Below are 16,054 nucleotides of genomic sequence, written 5' to 3'. Positions count from 1 at the left end.
GGTCAGTAAAAATGAAAAAAATCTTACTCATCATACTTCCACTCTTTTTGAGTGGATTTTTATTTTCTCAAAAAAAGCTAGTCAAAAAACCGAAACCGGTTCCGAAGTTTAACTATTACGATGAGTTCAAAAAGATTTCGGATGAGGTTTTTTTGCACGGCACCGCTTACGATAATCTGGGTGAACTGACCAAAGGAATTGGCCCGCGTTTCAGCGCAACACCGGGCTATACCAAAGCCACGGAATGGGCAGAAAAAAACCTTAAAGAAGCAGGGGCAGAAAACATCTGGAAGCAGGAAGTCCGGGTTCCGGTCTGGATCAGGGGAAAAGAATCTTTACAGATCAAAGCCGGAAACGGCGACTGGAAAAATATCCGTATGCTTTCATTTGGAAATTCTGAAGGAACGGGAGGTAAAGATCTTACCGCAGATATTTTACTGGTAAATGATGTTCAGGAACTGGTAAACCTTACTACAACGCAGGTAAAAGATAAAATCATTTTCGTTAATTATCCCATTGATCCTACGATCGTAAGCACGGTAGATTCTTATTTAATTGCCGCCAAATCAAAACTTCTTTCGGCATCGGTAATCGGTAAAAAAGGGGCAAAAGGCTTGATTATTAGATCACTCACCACAGCAACCGACGATGTTCCTCATGCTAAACAGGTATATTATGAACCGGATGACAAGGTTAAAATTCCTGCGCTCACCATCGGTGTACAGTCGGCCAACGAACTGGAAAAATTATTGAAAACCCAGACCGTAAAGGCAAAAATCAATATGACGGCCGAATCTAAAGGGGAAACCATTAATTATAATGTAATTGGGGAAATTCCCGGAAAAAAAGATAATAAGATCATCGTTCTCGGTGCACAGCTTGATTCCTGGGATTTTGCAGAAGGCGCTCATGATGATGGTTCCGGGGTTGTGCAGTGTATGGAAGTTTTAAGAACATTTAAAGCGTTGAGCTATAGTAACAATCATACGATACGGGTGGTTTTATATGCCAATAGTGAAAATGGCGGACAAGGAAGGGAAACGTATGCCGCTTATGTCAAAAAGAAAGAAGAAAAACATATTTTCGCACTGGGAAGCGATTCCGGAGGATATTCACCACGTGGTTTTTCATTAGATATGTCGCCTCAGAGACGCAGATTGATTTTCCCCTGGAAAGAATATTTCCTTCCGTACGGCATTTATGATTTTGACCAAACTTATGCGATTCAGGATATTTCCCCCCTTAAAAGATTAGATATTCCGTTGGCAGAGATGGTGGTTGATACCCAAAGATATTTTGATTATCACCACTCCGAAAAAGACACTTTTGATAAAGTCAATAAAAGAGAATTGCTTCTGGGTGCCACTACAATGACACAGCTTATTTTCATGATCGATAAAAACTGGTAATATGAAGAAAATTTTAAGCGCAGGAATTATATTGTGTGGTCTTACCGTTTTTGGGCAGACTAAAGAAGACTCTGTACAGTTCAGCAAAATCTCAACAGAGATTTTAAATAAAGGAAAAGCATACACTGATTTACGTGAACTTACCAAAAATATCGGCCATCGCTTAAGCGGTTCACAGGCGTATGAAAAATCTGTACAGTGGGCTGCGAAGAAGCTCAGTGAAGCGGGCGCAGATAAAGTCTGGCTTCAGGAAGTAATGATTCCGGTTTGGGAACGGGGAAAAGAATCTTTACAGATCAAAACTGCCGCCGGAAAATGGAAAACCCTGAAAATGCTTTCTTTGGGAAACTCTGAAGGTACAGGCGGAAAAGATCTGTCCGGAGAGATTATTATGGTAAGATCTTTCGCAGAATACGATACACTTACTCCGGATCAGGTAAAAGATAAAATTGTTTTTTTCAACTACCCTTTCAGTCAGTCGTATGTTCAAACTTTTAAAGCATACGGTGAGGCTTCTGCATACCGGTCGACTGCTGCTTCTTTAACCGCAAAGAAAGGCGGTAAATTTGCCATCGTGAGATCTCTGTCTTCAGCATTGGATGATACTCCGCATACAGGAGCGATGCGTTACAAGGATGATGCCGCAAAAATTCCGGCGGTTGCCATAGGAAATACCACTGCTGATGAACTTCAAAATCTTTTACAATCTCAAAAAGTCACGGCTAAACTGAATTCCCATTGCGGGATGAAAGGTGAAAAGCTTTCCCATTCTGTGATTGGCGAAATTACAGGGAAGAAAGACCAAAGTGTTATTGTTGTTGGCGGACATTTAGATTCGTGGGACGTCGGTGAAGGTGCCCATGATGACGGAACCGGTATTGTTCAGAGCATTGAAGTTTTGCGGACATTTAAAAATTTAGGTATTCAAAACAATCATACTATTCGTGTAGTTTGTTTTGCCAACGAAGAGAATGGTGTAAAAGGCGGACAACAATACGGCAAAACCACCAAAGAAAATGGAGAAAAACACCTGTTTGCCTTAGAATCTGATGCGGGAGGATTTTCACCGAGAGGTGTTGCTCTGGAAATGGATAAAGCTAAAATCGCACAGATTAAAACTTGGGCACCTTTGTTTTTACCGTATGGCGCCTATGATTTTGAAGGCAGGTATTCCGGGACGGATGTTTACCCGCTACGTGACATGGGTGTTCCGGCTGCAGAACTTGTTCCCGACTCGCAAAGGTATTTCGACATTCATCATACGGAAGAAGATAGGTTTGAAAAGGTCAACCGCCGCGAATTATTGCTGGGCGCAACCGTGATGACGCAGATGATTTATATGGTTGATAAAAATTGGTAATCAATATAAAAACCTCCGAATTGGAGGTTTATTGTAGTTTATGAAAAGGCTTTTGTTTTTATTGTTGGATTAATACCAATATCTTCAAGCAATGACTGAGAAAATGATTGACATTATAATTCAAGTAAAATCAATATAAGTTTTCAATTTTCATTTTTGCACTTTCCAATAGTAATTTAGCAGCATTCCAAAAATCTTTTTTTGCTTCATCATTTTTATCTTTCTCTGAAATACATTCAAGATGATATTCTTTTTTAAAGTTATTCTGAAAAGTTGTAATGGTAGTAAATTGCCCATCAATACAGGTTGTTCTTATTGAATCTTTACCTAAAATATAAATAGGTTCTTTTATATTTAAAATATTTTGGGATATTTTGTTATAGTCTTCCGCAGAAATTCTTCGGATGAAATAATTATTTTTGTCCTGAAAGGTTACCCTCACTTTGCCTTTTTTATTATTTTTTAAAGGTTCAAGTTTTATATTAATTTCGCTCCCAATAATAATTGCATCAGAGCTTTTAAGTTCAATACGATCTAATTTTTGTGATAAAAATAAGTTTATGAGTAATAATGTTATTATTACAAAGATATTTTTCATATTACTGTTTTGTTAGTACAATATTTGTGGGTAATGGCTGTGGAAAGGGATTGGTATCATAATATTGACACGAAGAATCAATTATATCTGTTGTATCCACAAACTTCCAATTTAGTTGAGTGAAATTCGTATTAACAAAGTTTATGTAAATATCACCCGTTATTCCACATATGTCAGAGTCAAAATAATATAATTTATATCTTACAGTAGGTTGTGTAATAAATCGTAATCCTTTTATTTTAGTATTATCATCTGGTAAAATAGTGTTATCATACAAGATAAGTCCTGCTGAATTTAATACTTTAAATTTTCCAACAAGTAGATCTTCATAATAAGGATTGTTTGGATCATAATTCTGATATTTTTTAATTCTTTTAAAAGAAATATAAATTGTCTTATTATCCCATACTCCACTCCACGTGCCTTCGTATGGAACTAATTCATTGTTTATATCTTTAATATAAGCATTATCAGGTACATCTGTATAAGTATTAAGAGGATAAATTTGTGCACAACTCAAAAATATTGAGTGAAGTGTTATAAGTATAATAAATTTTTTCATCATTTTTAATTGCATGGTATTGGTACTACATTATTATTAGCATCTAAGCTTAGTTCGTTTGCTTTTCCTGTAACTTTATCAACTTTGTATAATTGTATTCCATTAATTTGGACTTTTTCTTTTAAAAATCGAATAAATACTTTTTCCAGTTTAGATTGATTAAAAGTATTATCATCATTTTGAATTTTTTTTAACTGTGTTAAATACCATTCCATCCAATTATCCAAAGTAGTTGAAGTATATCCAAAATTAGTTGAATATCCTGTATATTTCAAAATATAATTTCCTTCAGAAGTAATTACCATAGCATAAGCATCTCCAATATTTCCACTTTGATCAGCGTTGGATACACAACTGGTTAAAAAAGTTGCCAAGTCGGCGGGAGAAAATATTTTAGTTGCCCCCTCTCTATTAGTATGAGAATGTATAAATCCAAAATACTGATTTCCATCAGGAAGTCTCACATTATGAGTACCGAGCGTATTTTCCATAGGTGGATATTGTGTTCCTGTAACTCCGGCAGGGGGATAACCTGCGGCATAACCCATCTCATGATCATAAGCAAAAACTTCAGGTTTATCTATAGCTGTTACTTTTTCTTTAAACTTTGCTGTTGCAAAGTTTTCTTTTATTTTTTCGCACGGATCATGTGTAGAAGCGATTATAACTCCCGCCCCTTCTCCGCTACAATCCGGTGACAAGTTAGGGATTTCTCCTGTTGTCGTTGTTTTATGAACATTAGGATTGGGATAATAGTTATTGTTACAGTGGTCATACCAACCTTGTGTATTGCCGTGGCTGTCCAGGATAATGTCAGTACAGTCTCCGGGAACATTACTGAAAGGAACGGTATTATTGTTACTTCCGCCTTCTCCCCAGTTATACCATCCTCCATTCGGTGGGGGAAGATCAATGGGATTAATTCCACCTCCTTCCGAAGTATTGTTTCCACCCGGAACTCCCGTTGCAGGAGAACAGTTTGCCAAGCCGTCATTATAATTTACTGTAGAAATTGCTTTTCCGTCTAAACCGTATGAACTGATGCTTCCCGTAAAATGCTGAAAGTCTACGGTGGTTCCATCTTGCGGGTCATACTCAATAATTTCCGCTGTTACCGGGATTCCGTCCACTTGCTTTACTTCCAGATTGTACACCGCATCACCGGAATTCAGGTTCTCTACTTTGAAGACGTAATATCCTTCATTCCCGTTAACTGTTTCTACAATAGTGGAAGTTTCTATAATCCCAATGGTAAGATCTTTCCCGGTAAGGGAAACTTCACTCAGAGGAACCTGAAGATCTGCTCTTCCGGATTGCTGGTGGATGAATTGTTCAATATTCGGGATGTCTTTCAGTTTAACCATCCTGAATCTGGAAGCATTGGGATTTTGCAAATTGTTATTTTCAGGAAGAAGGTCGTTCCTGCAGGAAAAAAGCGACAGCATCACTGCTACGATCAGGCAGAGCCTGGAAAATAAATTTTTCTTCATACAAATGTGTTTGTGTTTGAGGGTTAAAGATATCAATTTTTCTTCAATCATCATGGGTTGATGATGATTTTTCAAAACTACCATTTATTTTGCATCGACATCATAAGAATTTTTATATTTTTGATAAAAATTCTTATCACATGAGTATAGGTTCTAAAGTAAGGCAATACAGGGAAGCAAAAAGATGGTCACAGGAAGATCTGGCGGTACGTCTTGATACGACACAGACGACGATTTCTAATATCGAATCTGATAAAAACATCCCGAATTCTTTATTGCTGAACAAAATTGCAAAAGAACTTGAAGTAGATATTAATGATTTATTGATGGATTCATCTAATAATATTATGACTAATAATGAATTCAGTGATCATGCAGTAGCCGCAGTTAATCAATACAATCCTATATTTAATATCCAATCTCCTGAACTGATTGAAAGCATCCTGAAAAATCAGGATCAGATTACCAAGCTTATTGAGTCTCAGAATAAGCTGATCGAAAGCTTATTAAAGAAGGGATAAATTCATCGGGACTTCGGATGGCCTCCCTCTGTTCTGGTTCGCCCTGTCGGAATTTACGACGGTAAAAAACAGTTCAGAGCTGTGCGGGAATAAAAAGGAGACAAAATATAATATTATAAGAAAAATCATTTTACTAAAACTACCTCTTTCAGGTAGTTTTTGTTTTATAAAATTATAGTACCACATCCGATTTATATCAGTAATTTTGCACGCAATTATCATTAAGAATGAAAACATTATTTTATTATTTAAAACCTCATAAATGGCTGCTTATTTTATCATTGGTTTTAGCCACCATCAATCAGGTATTTTCTCTATTCAGTCCTGCCATTACAGGGAATATTCTGGATCAGCTGGTGACACATCCCAATTTTTTTGATAAAGAAAAATCAGTACCTAGAAATTTAGACCAATATCTATACGGAACCGATGTGTATCACGGCGTATTTTATTTTTTGGCCCTATTAATCGGAACCGCAATGGTCAGCAGAATTGCCAAAGCATTTCAGGATTATGTCGTGAATGTGATTACCCAGAAATTTGGTGCCCATATTTTTACCGACGGACTGCAGCATTCTATGGCACTTCCCTATCAGGAATTTGAAGACCAGAGAAGCGGGGAAACGCTTTCTATCTTAACCAAAGTGCGGGAAGACTCGGTGAAATTCATCACCAATTTCATCAATATATTTTTCGGGATTCTGGTGAGCATCATTTTCGTTTCTGTATATGCGATCCGTTTGCATTGGTCTATTATGCCGGTGTATGTGGTGGGGATTTTCCTGATTGCGTTTGTAACCAATCTGCTGAGCAAAAGAATTAAAAATATCCAGAAAACCATTGTTACAGAAACCACCGGTTTAGCAGGAAGCACCACCGAAAGCTTACGGAACATAGAAATCGTAAAAAGCCTGGGATTGACCAAACAGGAAGTGAAACGGCTGAATAACAATACCTATAAAATTTTAGGATTAGAACTTAAAAAGGTAAAAAGCATCCGTTCTTTAAGCTTTATTCAGGGGACATTGGTGAATTTTCTGCAGCAGCTGATTACCCTTACTTTGCTGTTTTTAATTTTTAGAAATATTGTGACACCGGGACAGTACTTGTCACTCATGTTTTACGGGTTTTTCATTTTCGGGCCTATGCAGGAAATTGGGAATATCATTATCTCATACCGTGAAGCTGAAGCATCACTGCACAATTTTGACAGCTTAATGAAAAAACCGATAGAACAAAAACCAACTACTCCGAAACAGATCGGAGCGATTGAAAAACTGGCGTTTCAAAGTGTTTCTTTCAAACATCAGAGTGCGTCTTATAAAGCGCTGAATGATATTTCATTTGAAGTAAAAAATGGGGAAACCATTGCATTCGTTGGTCCGAGCGGATCAGGGAAAAGTACTTTGGTAAAACTATTGGTAGGACTGTACCGCCCGAAAGAAGGATCTATTTTTTATAACAGCATCAACGGAAATGAATTTGATTTTGATGAACTCAGAAACCAGATCGGTTTTGTGACCCAGGATACGCAGCTTTTTGCGGGTACCATTAAAGAAAACCTTCTCTTTGTGAATCCAAATGCGACAGAAGAGGATTTACAATTAGCTTTAAAAAAATCGAGCAGTACGGCTCTGATCGAAAGAGCTGAAAAAGGAATCGACACGGTAATTGGCGAAGGCGGATTAAAGCTGAGCGGTGGTGAAAAACAAAGAATTGCGATCGCAAGAGCTTTGCTCAGAAAACCTCATTTACTGATTTTTGATGAAGCAACTTCTGCGTTAGACAGTATCACGGAAGAAGAAATCACCTCTACGATTAAAGAGATTTCTGAAGAAAAAGAACAGATTACCGTATTGATCGCCCACCGATTAAGCACCATCATGCATGCAGACCGAATTTATGTGTTGGAAAAAGGAAACGTTATAGAAACGGGCTCACACGACAATCTATTAATGCTGAAAGGATTGTATTACGCGATGTGGCGTCAACAGATCGGGGAAAGAAAAGTGGTAAAAGCACAGATTTAATTGAACTAAAAGCCTTCTGAGAAGGCTTTTTATATTTTATCAAGAATTTTTTTAGGCAGAACTTTCATAAGTTTAGATTTAGACTCTTTTTCAAGAATCACAAGCTTCCAGGTTTTCCTGTCTTTAGAAACTGCACAGGCAGTCATATTGGCATTAACTAGGTAAGTATCTTCATTTTTTGAATACTGAACCCTAGACTTTCCGTACTTTTTTGTGATGGCTCCTTCTATTTTCTTTTTCATATTGTCATCCAGAGAACTGACATCACATTTCAGCTTCGTATAATAAGTAATGATCGAAAAATATTCACCATTGATAAATTCCGGTTTTTCAACAGATCCGAATTGTAGATCCTGAATCTCAATCTTCATAAATGGATTGTTGTAGGTCATAGTCAGAATTTGAATCATCTGGTCTTTTGGCACAACAGTGAAAAATTTAGGGTAGATACAATTGACCGCCTGATCTATCTTTTTAGATTTGATACTGTTTACAAAATACGTCAGCGTTTTTTTAATTGCCACTTCGTCTGTATTGACTTTGGTCTGGCTGTGTGCAAAAAGACAGAGAAACAGCGATGCAAATACGAGGAGTTTTATTTTCATAATGGATATAAGTTATAAAAAGCCGCCTCTTACGAGGCGGCTTTCAAATATATGCAAAATTTAATTACTTGATCTTTACAAGCTCAACATCAAATACCAACCATGCATTTGGAGGGATTACCCCACCTGCACCGTTTGCTCCGTAACCCATTGCCGGCGGAATTAATAACGTAGCGGTTTCACCCTCTTTCAATAATAAAATTCCTTCGTCCCAACCTTTAATTACTCTTCCCATTCCGATAGGAATTTCAATGGGCTCATTTCTTTTAAATGAAGAATCAAATTCAGAACCGTCTACCAATCTTCCTGCATAATGTACAGAAACATTATCGCCTGCTTTAGGAGTTTTTCCGTCAGCTGCTGTTTTGGTAATTTTATAGTACAGTCCAGATTCTGTTTTTTGCATTCCGGCCTTAAGGTTTTCTACCAGCTTTTCCTGATTTGCCTTAAAATCTTCTTCTTTCTTCTTTCGGTCTGCCTCTTCTTTCGCTAAATATGCCTTATTATTTTCAGCGATTTTTGCTTTTCCCTCTGTAAAAGTTTTTGCAGCATCATAATTTTTGTACTCATCTCCTTTGCTGAAAACCGAAACTTTCTCAAGAACAATATCTGTTTTAGGTTTATCTTGAGCACCTTTTTCAACATTTGATATTGCATCAATCACATCATTACCTTTTATCACTTCTCCAAAAATAGTATGTTTTCCGTCTAACCAAGGCGTAGCAACTTCTGTAATGAAAAACTGAGAACCGTTAGAGTTAGGCCCTGAATTTGCCATTGATAAAATTCCTTTTCCTGTATGTTTAAGGTCGTTTTTCTCGTCCTCAAACTTATATCCGGGATCTCCCATTCCTGTTCCCTGAGGATCGCCCCCCTGAATCATGAAATCTTTAATCACTCTGTGAAAGATGGTCCCGTCATAGAAAGGAACTCCTTTTGCCTTTGCCTTGTTATCAATTTTACCTTCTGCAAGACCAACAAAGTTAGCCACAGTTACCGGTGATTTTTTGTCTTCAAACTTTACAATAAGGTTTCCTTTTGTGGTTTGCAGATTAGCATAAAGTCCGTCTTTAAGCCCTTCGTAAGTTTCTTTGTCTACGTTCATTTTTTTATAAATTGGTGTACAACTTAGCAGCGAAGCACTTGCCGCCGCAAGAATTATATTTTTGTTAAACAATTTCATTTTATAGAACTTTTAATTTTATAATTAAAGGAATATCATTATCTATTTTATTTTCATCCCCGTAGGTTCCGTATGCGAGTGATGAAGGTACAAGCAAAGTGACTTCTTCACCGTCTTTCATATACCGCAACGCATTTTCTACAGCTTTCAGCTCATCAAAATGCCCGAACCTTGCATTGTTTCTTGCAACAGGCTGATCATAAATTTTTGTCTGGTCAAAATCATACAGCTCGTAACTGTAAGAAATTAAAGACTCATTCTGTCTGCGTGGTCTTTGGTCAAACCCTTCTGCATTCGTCCAGTAATTCAGCTGTGTAGGATAAAATTTAATATTTTGTCCGGTGATCCAGTCCTGAATCTGCTGTCTTTCCAGCGTATTTAGATTTTTCATCCGGTTTTTTGAAATATCAAGATCATTCTGGCTCAGAACACCTCCTACCGGCGGATGTACTTCCGGAGCTTTCCTGTTGCACCCCAACATGGCCAAAACTGATAAAAAAAGTATTTTTTTCATAAAACTTTTGCGAAAATACGGATTTCATCGGATATAAAAAATAAAAAGAGCCAGGAAAATCCCGGCTCTCTATAATTTATTGACTTGAAAACTAAGCAGTTTCCAAAACGTCTTTCTCGACCAATACTCTCCACCCGAAAGTATCTTCTGAAAGGTTATTCTGAAGGCTTACCAAATCATTTTTAAGTGTTGCTGCGAAACTTTCTTCATTAGAAAGTACAGGAAGCTGTAATTTTTCACCTTTGTATCCTAAAGCCTGAAATACGGTAGTCACCACTGCGGTTCCTACTCCCCAAACTTCTTTCAGGGTTCCGTTTTTCTGAGCTTCTACGACTGCTTTTACTGCAACCGGCTCTACTTTTACCTCGATCCCTCTTTTCTGGGCAAGCTTAATAAAGCTGTCTCTTGTTACTCCATCTAGGATTTTTTCAGAAGTTGGCGGTGTATAGATTGTATCGTTTATTCTTACAAAAACATTCATGGTTCCGCTTTCTTCAAAATATTCGTGAGTGGCATCATCTGTCCAGATAATCTGCTCATATCCTTCTTCCATTGCCAATTGGGTAGGATAGAAAGACGCTGCATAGTTTCCGGCTGCTTTAGCAGAACCTACTCCACCGCTTGCCGCTCTGGAATAGTGATCAGATATTTTCACAGAAACAGGCTCGGTATAATAACTTCTCGCCGGAGTTGCTACAATAGCAAACATATATTTTTCAGAAACCCTTGCTTTCAGGACTTCTTCTGTAGCAAAAATCAACGGTCTTATATATAATGACATGCCATCTCCTTGAGGAATCCATGCTCTGTCGATATCTACCAACGCTTTTAAGCCATCCAAGAACATTTCTTCGGTTACTTCCGGCATTGCAAGACGCTTTGCAGATTTATTGATACGTTCAAAATTCTTTTCAGGCCTGAAAAGGAAAACCTGTCCGTCCTTGTCTTTATAGGCTTTCATACCTTCAAAACAAGCCTGTCCGTAGTTTATACCCATCATCGCTGGTGTAAACTGTAGCGGACCATAAGGAACCAACTTTACTTCTCCCCATTTTCCGTCTTCATATTCACATATAATCATATGATCTACAAATGTATTTCCGAAAGAAAAATTATGCGGGTCAAAAGAAGCAATTCTAGAGTTTTCTGTTTTTTGAATTATCATTTCTTAAAATTTTTATGATGTTCTACAAATTTAACATAATTTTCCAAATATAAAAATTTTACGTTAAATTTGAAAAAAAATACTTTGAAAAGAGAGATCAGGACTACAAATGATGGTAGTAAAACGCTATATATCAATGATTTAAACGAAAATTATCATTCACACCATGGTGCATTACAGGAAGCCGAACATGTCTTTATTAAAAATGGATTAAATTTAATTAATAATTACGAAATTAACATTTTAGAACTCGGTTTTGGAACAGGTTTAAATGTTTTGGTAACAATTAATGAATATTTAAAAACTGACAAAAATCATATCATCAATTATTTTACCTTGGAAAAATATCCAATTAATGAATCTGAAATCGAAAATTTAGACTATTCGGGATTATTTGATGACAAAAAATTCACAGAAATATATCAGAAAATTCATACTTCCGAATGGGAAAAATCTATTGAAATAGTTGAAGGATTTAATCTTCATAAAATACAATGTGATTTTTTTGACTTGAAAAATCTTGATTTACCTGCCATCAACCTTGTATATTACGATTGCTTCGGCGCAAGAGTACAGCCTGATCTTTGGGAAAAACCTTTGTTTGAGATGGTTTATGATAAAATGTCTGTAAACGGACTGTTAACAACATATTCTTCAAAAGGCAGTGTGAGGAGAATTTTACAGGAGCTCAATTTTAAAGTTGAAAAAAAACAAGGGCCTCCCGGAAAGAGGGAAATGATTAATGCCATAAAATTATAACGCTTACCTTCATTGACCTTATTAGTGGCTAATATTTTTTAAATTAGCAATACCAAATATATAATATGATAAATAAGATCAACGTAAGAGTATATGCATGTGCTGTGAAAGATCAAAAAGTTTTAACCTTATATGAAGAGTATGCGGGACAGCCTTTACTTAAGTTTCCCGGTGGCGGCTTAGAATTTGGGGAAGGTTTGAAGGATTGCCTTCACCGCGAGTTTGATGAAGAGCTCAATGTAAAAATTGAAATTACAGAACATCTTTATACCCAGGAAGATTTTCTGGTTTCCCGTTTCCGGGAAAATGAGCAGCTGCTTACTATATATTATATGGTAAAAATTATAAATGAAGAAGATTTCCTGATTCTTGATCCCTGTATTGAAAGAACAGAATGGCTTCCGATTGATACAGAAATCAACCCTTTTACCTTACCTGTTGACAGGATTGTATTTGACAGGTTAAAACGAAAATTCCTGTAAATTATCTACAGGAATTTTTATTATTTTGAAACTTTAAAATCTTTTGCTCCGGGATAAGGCTGCAGATAGCCGGAATTCCAGTTAGACTGAAGCAGAGATTCTAAAAACTCATCGGTTCTATTTTTGTGAGGGTTATACTGATCTTTGAGATCAATATCTGCCATTTTCCCTTTTACATTCCACCAGAAAGCGCTCCATCCTCCTCTTAATTCTTTAATGATTTCATATACGTTTTTACCTGTAGCACGATTCATTAATTTGGCAAAAACCTGACCTTCTGTAGTCGTTAAATCCCGCAGCTGTTTTTCATATTGATCAGCAAGCATATTCTGACGGTCTTTTACATATCTTCTTTTTGCACTGGTATCAAGATTTGTCATTTCTTTCTCAATATCCCGGTACTGCTGCAGAGCCGTTAAAAATAAAGGATATACCCTGTATAATTTTTTATTGAGAAAAAAGTAATAATTTTTATCCAGCTGATTATTAAAGCGGGGTTTGTTCAGTAAAACAAGCTCATCCATTACGACGACTGTTTCGCCATTGATTTCATAGATCTTCGCTTTCTGACGCTCATCATAATAAAATTTATTCCCAAACTCATCTGTTTTCAGAGCATCCTGCGGATATTGGCTTAAAGGTTTTGCAATGACAGAATCATTTTGCTGACCAAAAAAACAAGCACTAAAAAAGAACAGAAAAAGAAAGATAATTTTATGAAATTTCATTATTTTTACACCTATTACAACAAAACTTACTAACAAAAATCATTCCCTTTATATGAAATTTGAGAAGAATTCTTTGAAATTTTTAGAAACATATTTAAATACTTCATCGCCCACCGGTTACGAGCATAAAGGCCAAAAAATATGGATGGATTATATTACTCCGTTTGTAGATAAAGTAGAAGTGGATCATTACGGAACCTGCTATGGAATTATCAATCCTGAAGCGGAGTTTAAAGTGGTTATTGAAGCTCACGCCGATGAAATTTCATGGTATGTAAATTATATTACGGATGACGGATTGATCTACGTAATCCGTAACGGGGGTTCAGATCAGACGATCGCACCTTCTAAAATCGTGCATATACATGGAGAAAAAGGGATTGTAAAAGGAGTTTTCGGATGGCCTGCAATTCATACAAGAGGAGCCAATCAGGACGAGCCGACTCCGAAAATTGACAATATATTTATAGACTGTGGTGCTATTACCAAACAGGAGGTAGAAGACTTAGGAATTTTTGTAGGATGCATGATCACTTATCCTGATGAATTTTTTCAAATGAATGACCGCTATTTTGTGTGCAGAGCATTAGACAACCGCATCGGCGGATTTATGATTGCAGAAGTGGCAAGACTTCTCAAAGAAAATAAAAAAACACTTCCGTTCGGTCTTTATATTACCAATTCTGTACAGGAGGAAGTAGGTTTGTATGGTGCAGATATGATTGCGGATACCATAAAACCAAATATCGCCATCGTAACAGACGTTACGCATGACACTTCCACACCTATGATTGAGAAGAAAAAAGAAGGAGACCAGAAATGCGGAAACGGACCTGTAGTTTTCTTCGCACCAAGCGTTCACCACACCATCAGAGAACTTATAATGGATGCTGCGAAAAGTAACGAAATACCTTTCCAGAGAGCTGCCGCAAGCAGAGCAACAGGAACAGATACCGATGCCTTTGCCCATTCTAACGGTGGAGTTCCGAGTGCTTTAGTTTCTCTGCCATTACGTTATATGCATACCACAGTAGAAATGGTTTCCAAGGAAGATGTAAAAAATGTAATCCGGTTGATCTATGAAACGCTACTGAAGATCACCCCGGAAATGAAATTGAAATATCATTAATTTAGGATGTTAGATGTTAGATTTTGGTTTAAAATTAATGGCTGAATTCTAATATCTAATTTCTGACTTCTAATATTTAAGTAAAGTAAAAATGAAAACTAAGCTCATCGCTCCTTCCCTTTTATCTGCAGACTTCGGGAACCTGCAAAGAGATATTGAAATGCTGAATACTTCACAGGCAGACTGGCTGCATGTAGATGTAATGGATGGAAGATTCGTACCCAATATTTCTTTTGGTTTTCCGGTGATGAAAACGATTCAGCAACATGCAAAAAAGTTTGTAGATGTACACTTAATGATTGTAGAACCTGAAAAGTATGTTGAAGAATTCATAGAGTACGGTGCAGATTTGGTTTCTGTACATTACGAAACCTGTACACATCTACACAGAACTATAAATCTGATCCAAAGTAAAGGGGCAAAAGCAGGAATTGTATTGAATCCCGCCACTCCTGTGTTAATGCTTGAAGATATTATTGCGGATGTCGATCTGGTATTGTTAATGAGCGTAAACCCCGGATTCGGAGGTCAGAAATTTATTGAAAACACTTATAAGAAAATCGCTGAAACAAAAGATTTAATCATCAGTAACAATTCTACAGCACTTATTGAAATTGACGGTGGAGTAAATCTAGACAATGCTGCTAAACTTTTTGAAGCGGGAGCAGATGTTTTGGTGGCAGGAAATGCAGTATTCTCTGCAGAAAGTCCCGAAAAGATGATTGAACTTTTAAAAGTATAAAAAAAAGGCAACTGAATCAGTTGCCTTTCACATATAAAATGTTTTAACATACATGGTTATTAGTTCCTTTATTAATTGAAAATCGGTAGCTTCCATTTAACGCTGTAAAGATGTCACTATTTAATGAAAAAACCATCCGTAAAAATACGGAATTTTAAATTATTTTTAATTAATGTTAAAAATATTGAATTATGATTCTATAATACTCATTAATGATAAGCAATAATCGATTAACAAGCTGACTGGCAAAAGTTAGATGATAAAAAACGAAAAGCTCCGGAATATACCGGAGCTTTTATATACTATGGATTTTTAATTTAAAAAATCTCTCTTCCTGAAAAGTGGAACTGTGCTTCAATTAAAGCATTTTCATCAGAATCTGAACCATGCACTGCATTTTCACCGATGCTTCTTGCAAACATTTTTCTGATTGTACCTTCCGCTGCTTCAGCAGGATTTGTAGATCCGATTAATGTTCTGAAGTTTTCCACCGCATTATCTTTTTCTAAAACTGCAGCCACGATTGGTCCTGAACTCATGAATTCCACCAATTCTCCATAAAATGGTCTTTCAGCGTGTACTTCATAAAATTTTTTAGCATCAGCAACAGTAAGCTGAGTAAGTTTTAAAGCTTTGATTTTGAAACCTCCTTCAGAAATTTTCCCCAAAATTGCACCGATATGTCCGTCAGCAACTGCATCTGGCTTTATCATTGTGAACGTAATGTTAGACATATTTTTTAATTTTTAATGGCGCAAAATTACAAAAAAAAATGAT

General features: G+C 36.5%; 17 protein-coding genes. 8 read left to right on the top strand and 9 right to left on the bottom strand.

The features are described from left to right. Positions 1–11 precede the first annotated feature (11 nt). Together N0B16_RS03770 and N0B16_RS03765 are read left to right on the top strand one after the other, a co-directional pair. Positions 12–1,409, top strand: a complete 1,398-nt coding sequence (locus N0B16_RS03770; protein ID WP_262989391.1) for a M28 family peptidase — start codon at positions 12–14, stop codon at positions 1,407–1,409. Position 1,410: 1 nt separating this feature from the next. Then, a complete protein-coding gene (locus tag N0B16_RS03765) occupies positions 1,411–2,769 on the top strand; it encodes a M28 family peptidase (RefSeq protein ID WP_262989390.1) in 1,359 nt (452 codons plus the stop codon). A 130-nt stretch (positions 2,770–2,899) separates the two neighbouring features. Here N0B16_RS03765 and N0B16_RS03760 read toward each other — a convergent pair whose 3' ends face one another. From N0B16_RS03760 to N0B16_RS03750, 3 genes are read right to left on the bottom strand one after another with little or no spacing between them, the layout of a single operon-like run. Then, positions 2,900–3,367 (bottom strand): hypothetical protein, encoded by a 468-nt coding sequence (locus N0B16_RS03760; RefSeq protein ID WP_262989389.1) that lies wholly within the window; start codon positions 3,365–3,367, stop codon positions 2,900–2,902. Position 3,368: 1 nt separating this feature from the next. Next, complete coding sequence (locus tag N0B16_RS03755) at positions 3,369–3,932, bottom strand: DUF6705 family protein (RefSeq protein ID WP_262989388.1); 564 nt, start codon at positions 3,930–3,932, stop codon at positions 3,369–3,371. Between the two features lie 2 nt (positions 3,933–3,934). Beyond that, positions 3,935–5,419, bottom strand: coding sequence for a hypothetical protein (locus tag N0B16_RS03750; RefSeq protein WP_262989387.1), 1,485 nt, complete (start codon positions 5,417–5,419; stop codon positions 3,935–3,937). A 140-nt stretch (positions 5,420–5,559) separates the two neighbouring features. On the opposite strand from N0B16_RS03750, the gene N0B16_RS03745 reads away from it, so the two are divergent. Both N0B16_RS03745 and N0B16_RS03740 read left to right on the top strand, forming a co-directional pair. Further along, a complete protein-coding gene (locus tag N0B16_RS03745; RefSeq protein ID WP_262989386.1) occupies positions 5,560–5,940 on the top strand; it encodes a helix-turn-helix domain-containing protein in 381 nt (126 codons plus the stop codon). Positions 5,941–6,167: 227 nt separating this feature from the next. Further along, positions 6,168–7,970 carry an ABC transporter ATP-binding protein gene (locus N0B16_RS03740; protein WP_262989385.1) on the top strand — a complete coding sequence of 601 codons (1,803 nt, stop codon included), beginning with the start codon at positions 6,168–6,170 and terminating at the stop codon, positions 7,968–7,970. A 29-nt stretch (positions 7,971–7,999) separates the two neighbouring features. Here N0B16_RS03740 and N0B16_RS03735 read toward each other — a convergent pair whose 3' ends face one another. The 4 genes from N0B16_RS03735 to N0B16_RS03720 all read right to left on the bottom strand — a co-directional run bounded on the left by N0B16_RS03735 (position 8,000) and on the right by N0B16_RS03720 (position 11,437). Beyond that, positions 8,000–8,575: a hypothetical protein gene (locus N0B16_RS03735; RefSeq protein ID WP_262989384.1), complete on the bottom strand. Its 576-nt coding sequence runs from the start codon at positions 8,573–8,575 to the stop codon at positions 8,000–8,002. 64 nt (positions 8,576–8,639) lie between these two features. Further along, complete coding sequence (locus N0B16_RS03730) at positions 8,640–9,680, bottom strand: peptidylprolyl isomerase (RefSeq protein ID WP_262989383.1); 1,041 nt, start codon at positions 9,678–9,680, stop codon at positions 8,640–8,642. A gap of 79 nt (positions 9,681–9,759) precedes the next feature. Continuing rightward, positions 9,760–10,272, bottom strand: a complete 513-nt coding sequence (locus tag N0B16_RS03725; protein ID WP_262989382.1) for an FKBP-type peptidyl-prolyl cis-trans isomerase — start codon at positions 10,270–10,272, stop codon at positions 9,760–9,762. Positions 10,273–10,363: 91 nt separating this feature from the next. Beyond that, complete coding sequence (locus N0B16_RS03720) at positions 10,364–11,437, bottom strand: branched-chain amino acid aminotransferase (RefSeq protein WP_262989381.1); 1,074 nt, start codon at positions 11,435–11,437, stop codon at positions 10,364–10,366. A gap of 84 nt (positions 11,438–11,521) precedes the next feature. Here N0B16_RS03720 and mnmC2 point away from each other — a divergent pair, with 84 nt between their 5' ends. Continuing rightward, positions 11,522–12,196 carry a tRNA (5-methylaminomethyl-2-thiouridine)(34)-methyltransferase MnmC2 gene (gene mnmC2, locus N0B16_RS03715; RefSeq protein ID WP_262989976.1) on the top strand — a complete coding sequence of 225 codons (675 nt, stop codon included), beginning with the start codon at positions 11,522–11,524 and terminating at the stop codon, positions 12,194–12,196. 65 nt (positions 12,197–12,261) lie between these two features. Next, positions 12,262–12,678, top strand: a complete 417-nt coding sequence (locus N0B16_RS03710; protein WP_262989380.1) for an NUDIX domain-containing protein — start codon at positions 12,262–12,264, stop codon at positions 12,676–12,678. Between the two features lie 20 nt (positions 12,679–12,698). Here the strand turns inward: N0B16_RS03710 and N0B16_RS03705 are convergent, their stop codons facing one another. Continuing rightward, positions 12,699–13,406, bottom strand: coding sequence for a DUF4294 domain-containing protein (locus N0B16_RS03705; protein ID WP_262989379.1), 708 nt, complete (start codon positions 13,404–13,406; stop codon positions 12,699–12,701). A 52-nt stretch (positions 13,407–13,458) separates the two neighbouring features. Between N0B16_RS03705 and N0B16_RS03700 the strand changes: the two genes are divergently transcribed. Then, positions 13,459–14,535, top strand: a complete 1,077-nt coding sequence (locus N0B16_RS03700; RefSeq protein ID WP_262989378.1) for a M42 family metallopeptidase — start codon at positions 13,459–13,461, stop codon at positions 14,533–14,535. A gap of 91 nt (positions 14,536–14,626) precedes the next feature. Next, entirely contained in the window at positions 14,627–15,277 is a 651-nt protein-coding gene (rpe, locus tag N0B16_RS03695; protein WP_262989377.1) for a ribulose-phosphate 3-epimerase, read from the top strand. Positions 15,278–15,594: 317 nt separating this feature from the next. On the opposite strand, the gene N0B16_RS03690 is transcribed toward rpe, so the two are convergent. Beyond that, positions 15,595–16,011: a nucleoside-diphosphate kinase gene (locus tag N0B16_RS03690; protein ID WP_262989376.1), complete on the bottom strand. Its 417-nt coding sequence runs from the start codon at positions 16,009–16,011 to the stop codon at positions 15,595–15,597. Between the last annotated feature and the right edge of the window lie 43 nt (positions 16,012–16,054).

Origin of the sequence: Chryseobacterium gilvum, assembly GCF_025628965.1 — a bacterium.
Lineage (GTDB): Bacteria > Bacteroidota > Bacteroidia > Flavobacteriales > Weeksellaceae > Chryseobacterium > Chryseobacterium gilvum.
Note: the sequence above shows the minus strand (reverse complement) of the source record. Positions and strands in the feature narration are given on the sequence as shown.

Coding starts and splice junctions, on each gene's coding strand:
- N0B16_RS03770 (WP_262989391.1), top strand. CDS start 12: ATGAAAAAAATCTTACTCATCATACTTCCACTCTTTTTGAGTGGATTT.
- N0B16_RS03765 (WP_262989390.1), top strand. CDS start 1,411: ATGAAGAAAATTTTAAGCGCAGGAATTATATTGTGTGGTCTTACCGTT.
- N0B16_RS03760 (WP_262989389.1), bottom strand. CDS start 3,367: ATGAAAAATATCTTTGTAATAATAACATTATTACTCATAAACTTATTT.
- N0B16_RS03755 (WP_262989388.1), bottom strand. CDS start 3,932: ATGATGAAAAAATTTATTATACTTATAACACTTCACTCAATATTTTTG.
- N0B16_RS03750 (WP_262989387.1), bottom strand. CDS start 5,419: ATGAAGAAAAATTTATTTTCCAGGCTCTGCCTGATCGTAGCAGTGATG.
- N0B16_RS03745 (WP_262989386.1), top strand. CDS start 5,560: ATGAGTATAGGTTCTAAAGTAAGGCAATACAGGGAAGCAAAAAGATGG.
- N0B16_RS03740 (WP_262989385.1), top strand. CDS start 6,168: ATGAAAACATTATTTTATTATTTAAAACCTCATAAATGGCTGCTTATT.
- N0B16_RS03735 (WP_262989384.1), bottom strand. CDS start 8,575: ATGAAAATAAAACTCCTCGTATTTGCATCGCTGTTTCTCTGTCTTTTT.
- N0B16_RS03730 (WP_262989383.1), bottom strand. CDS start 9,680: ATGAACGTAGACAAAGAAACTTACGAAGGGCTTAAAGACGGACTTTAT.
- N0B16_RS03725 (WP_262989382.1), bottom strand. CDS start 10,272: ATGAAAAAAATACTTTTTTTATCAGTTTTGGCCATGTTGGGGTGCAAC.
- N0B16_RS03720 (WP_262989381.1), bottom strand. CDS start 11,437: ATGATAATTCAAAAAACAGAAAACTCTAGAATTGCTTCTTTTGACCCG.
- N0B16_RS03710 (WP_262989380.1), top strand. CDS start 12,262: ATGATAAATAAGATCAACGTAAGAGTATATGCATGTGCTGTGAAAGAT.
- N0B16_RS03705 (WP_262989379.1), bottom strand. CDS start 13,406: ATGAAATTTCATAAAATTATCTTTCTTTTTCTGTTCTTTTTTAGTGCT.
- N0B16_RS03700 (WP_262989378.1), top strand. CDS start 13,459: ATGAAATTTGAGAAGAATTCTTTGAAATTTTTAGAAACATATTTAAAT.
- rpe (WP_262989377.1), top strand. CDS start 14,627: ATGAAAACTAAGCTCATCGCTCCTTCCCTTTTATCTGCAGACTTCGGG.
- N0B16_RS03690 (WP_262989376.1), bottom strand. CDS start 16,011: ATGTCTAACATTACGTTCACAATGATAAAGCCAGATGCAGTTGCTGAC.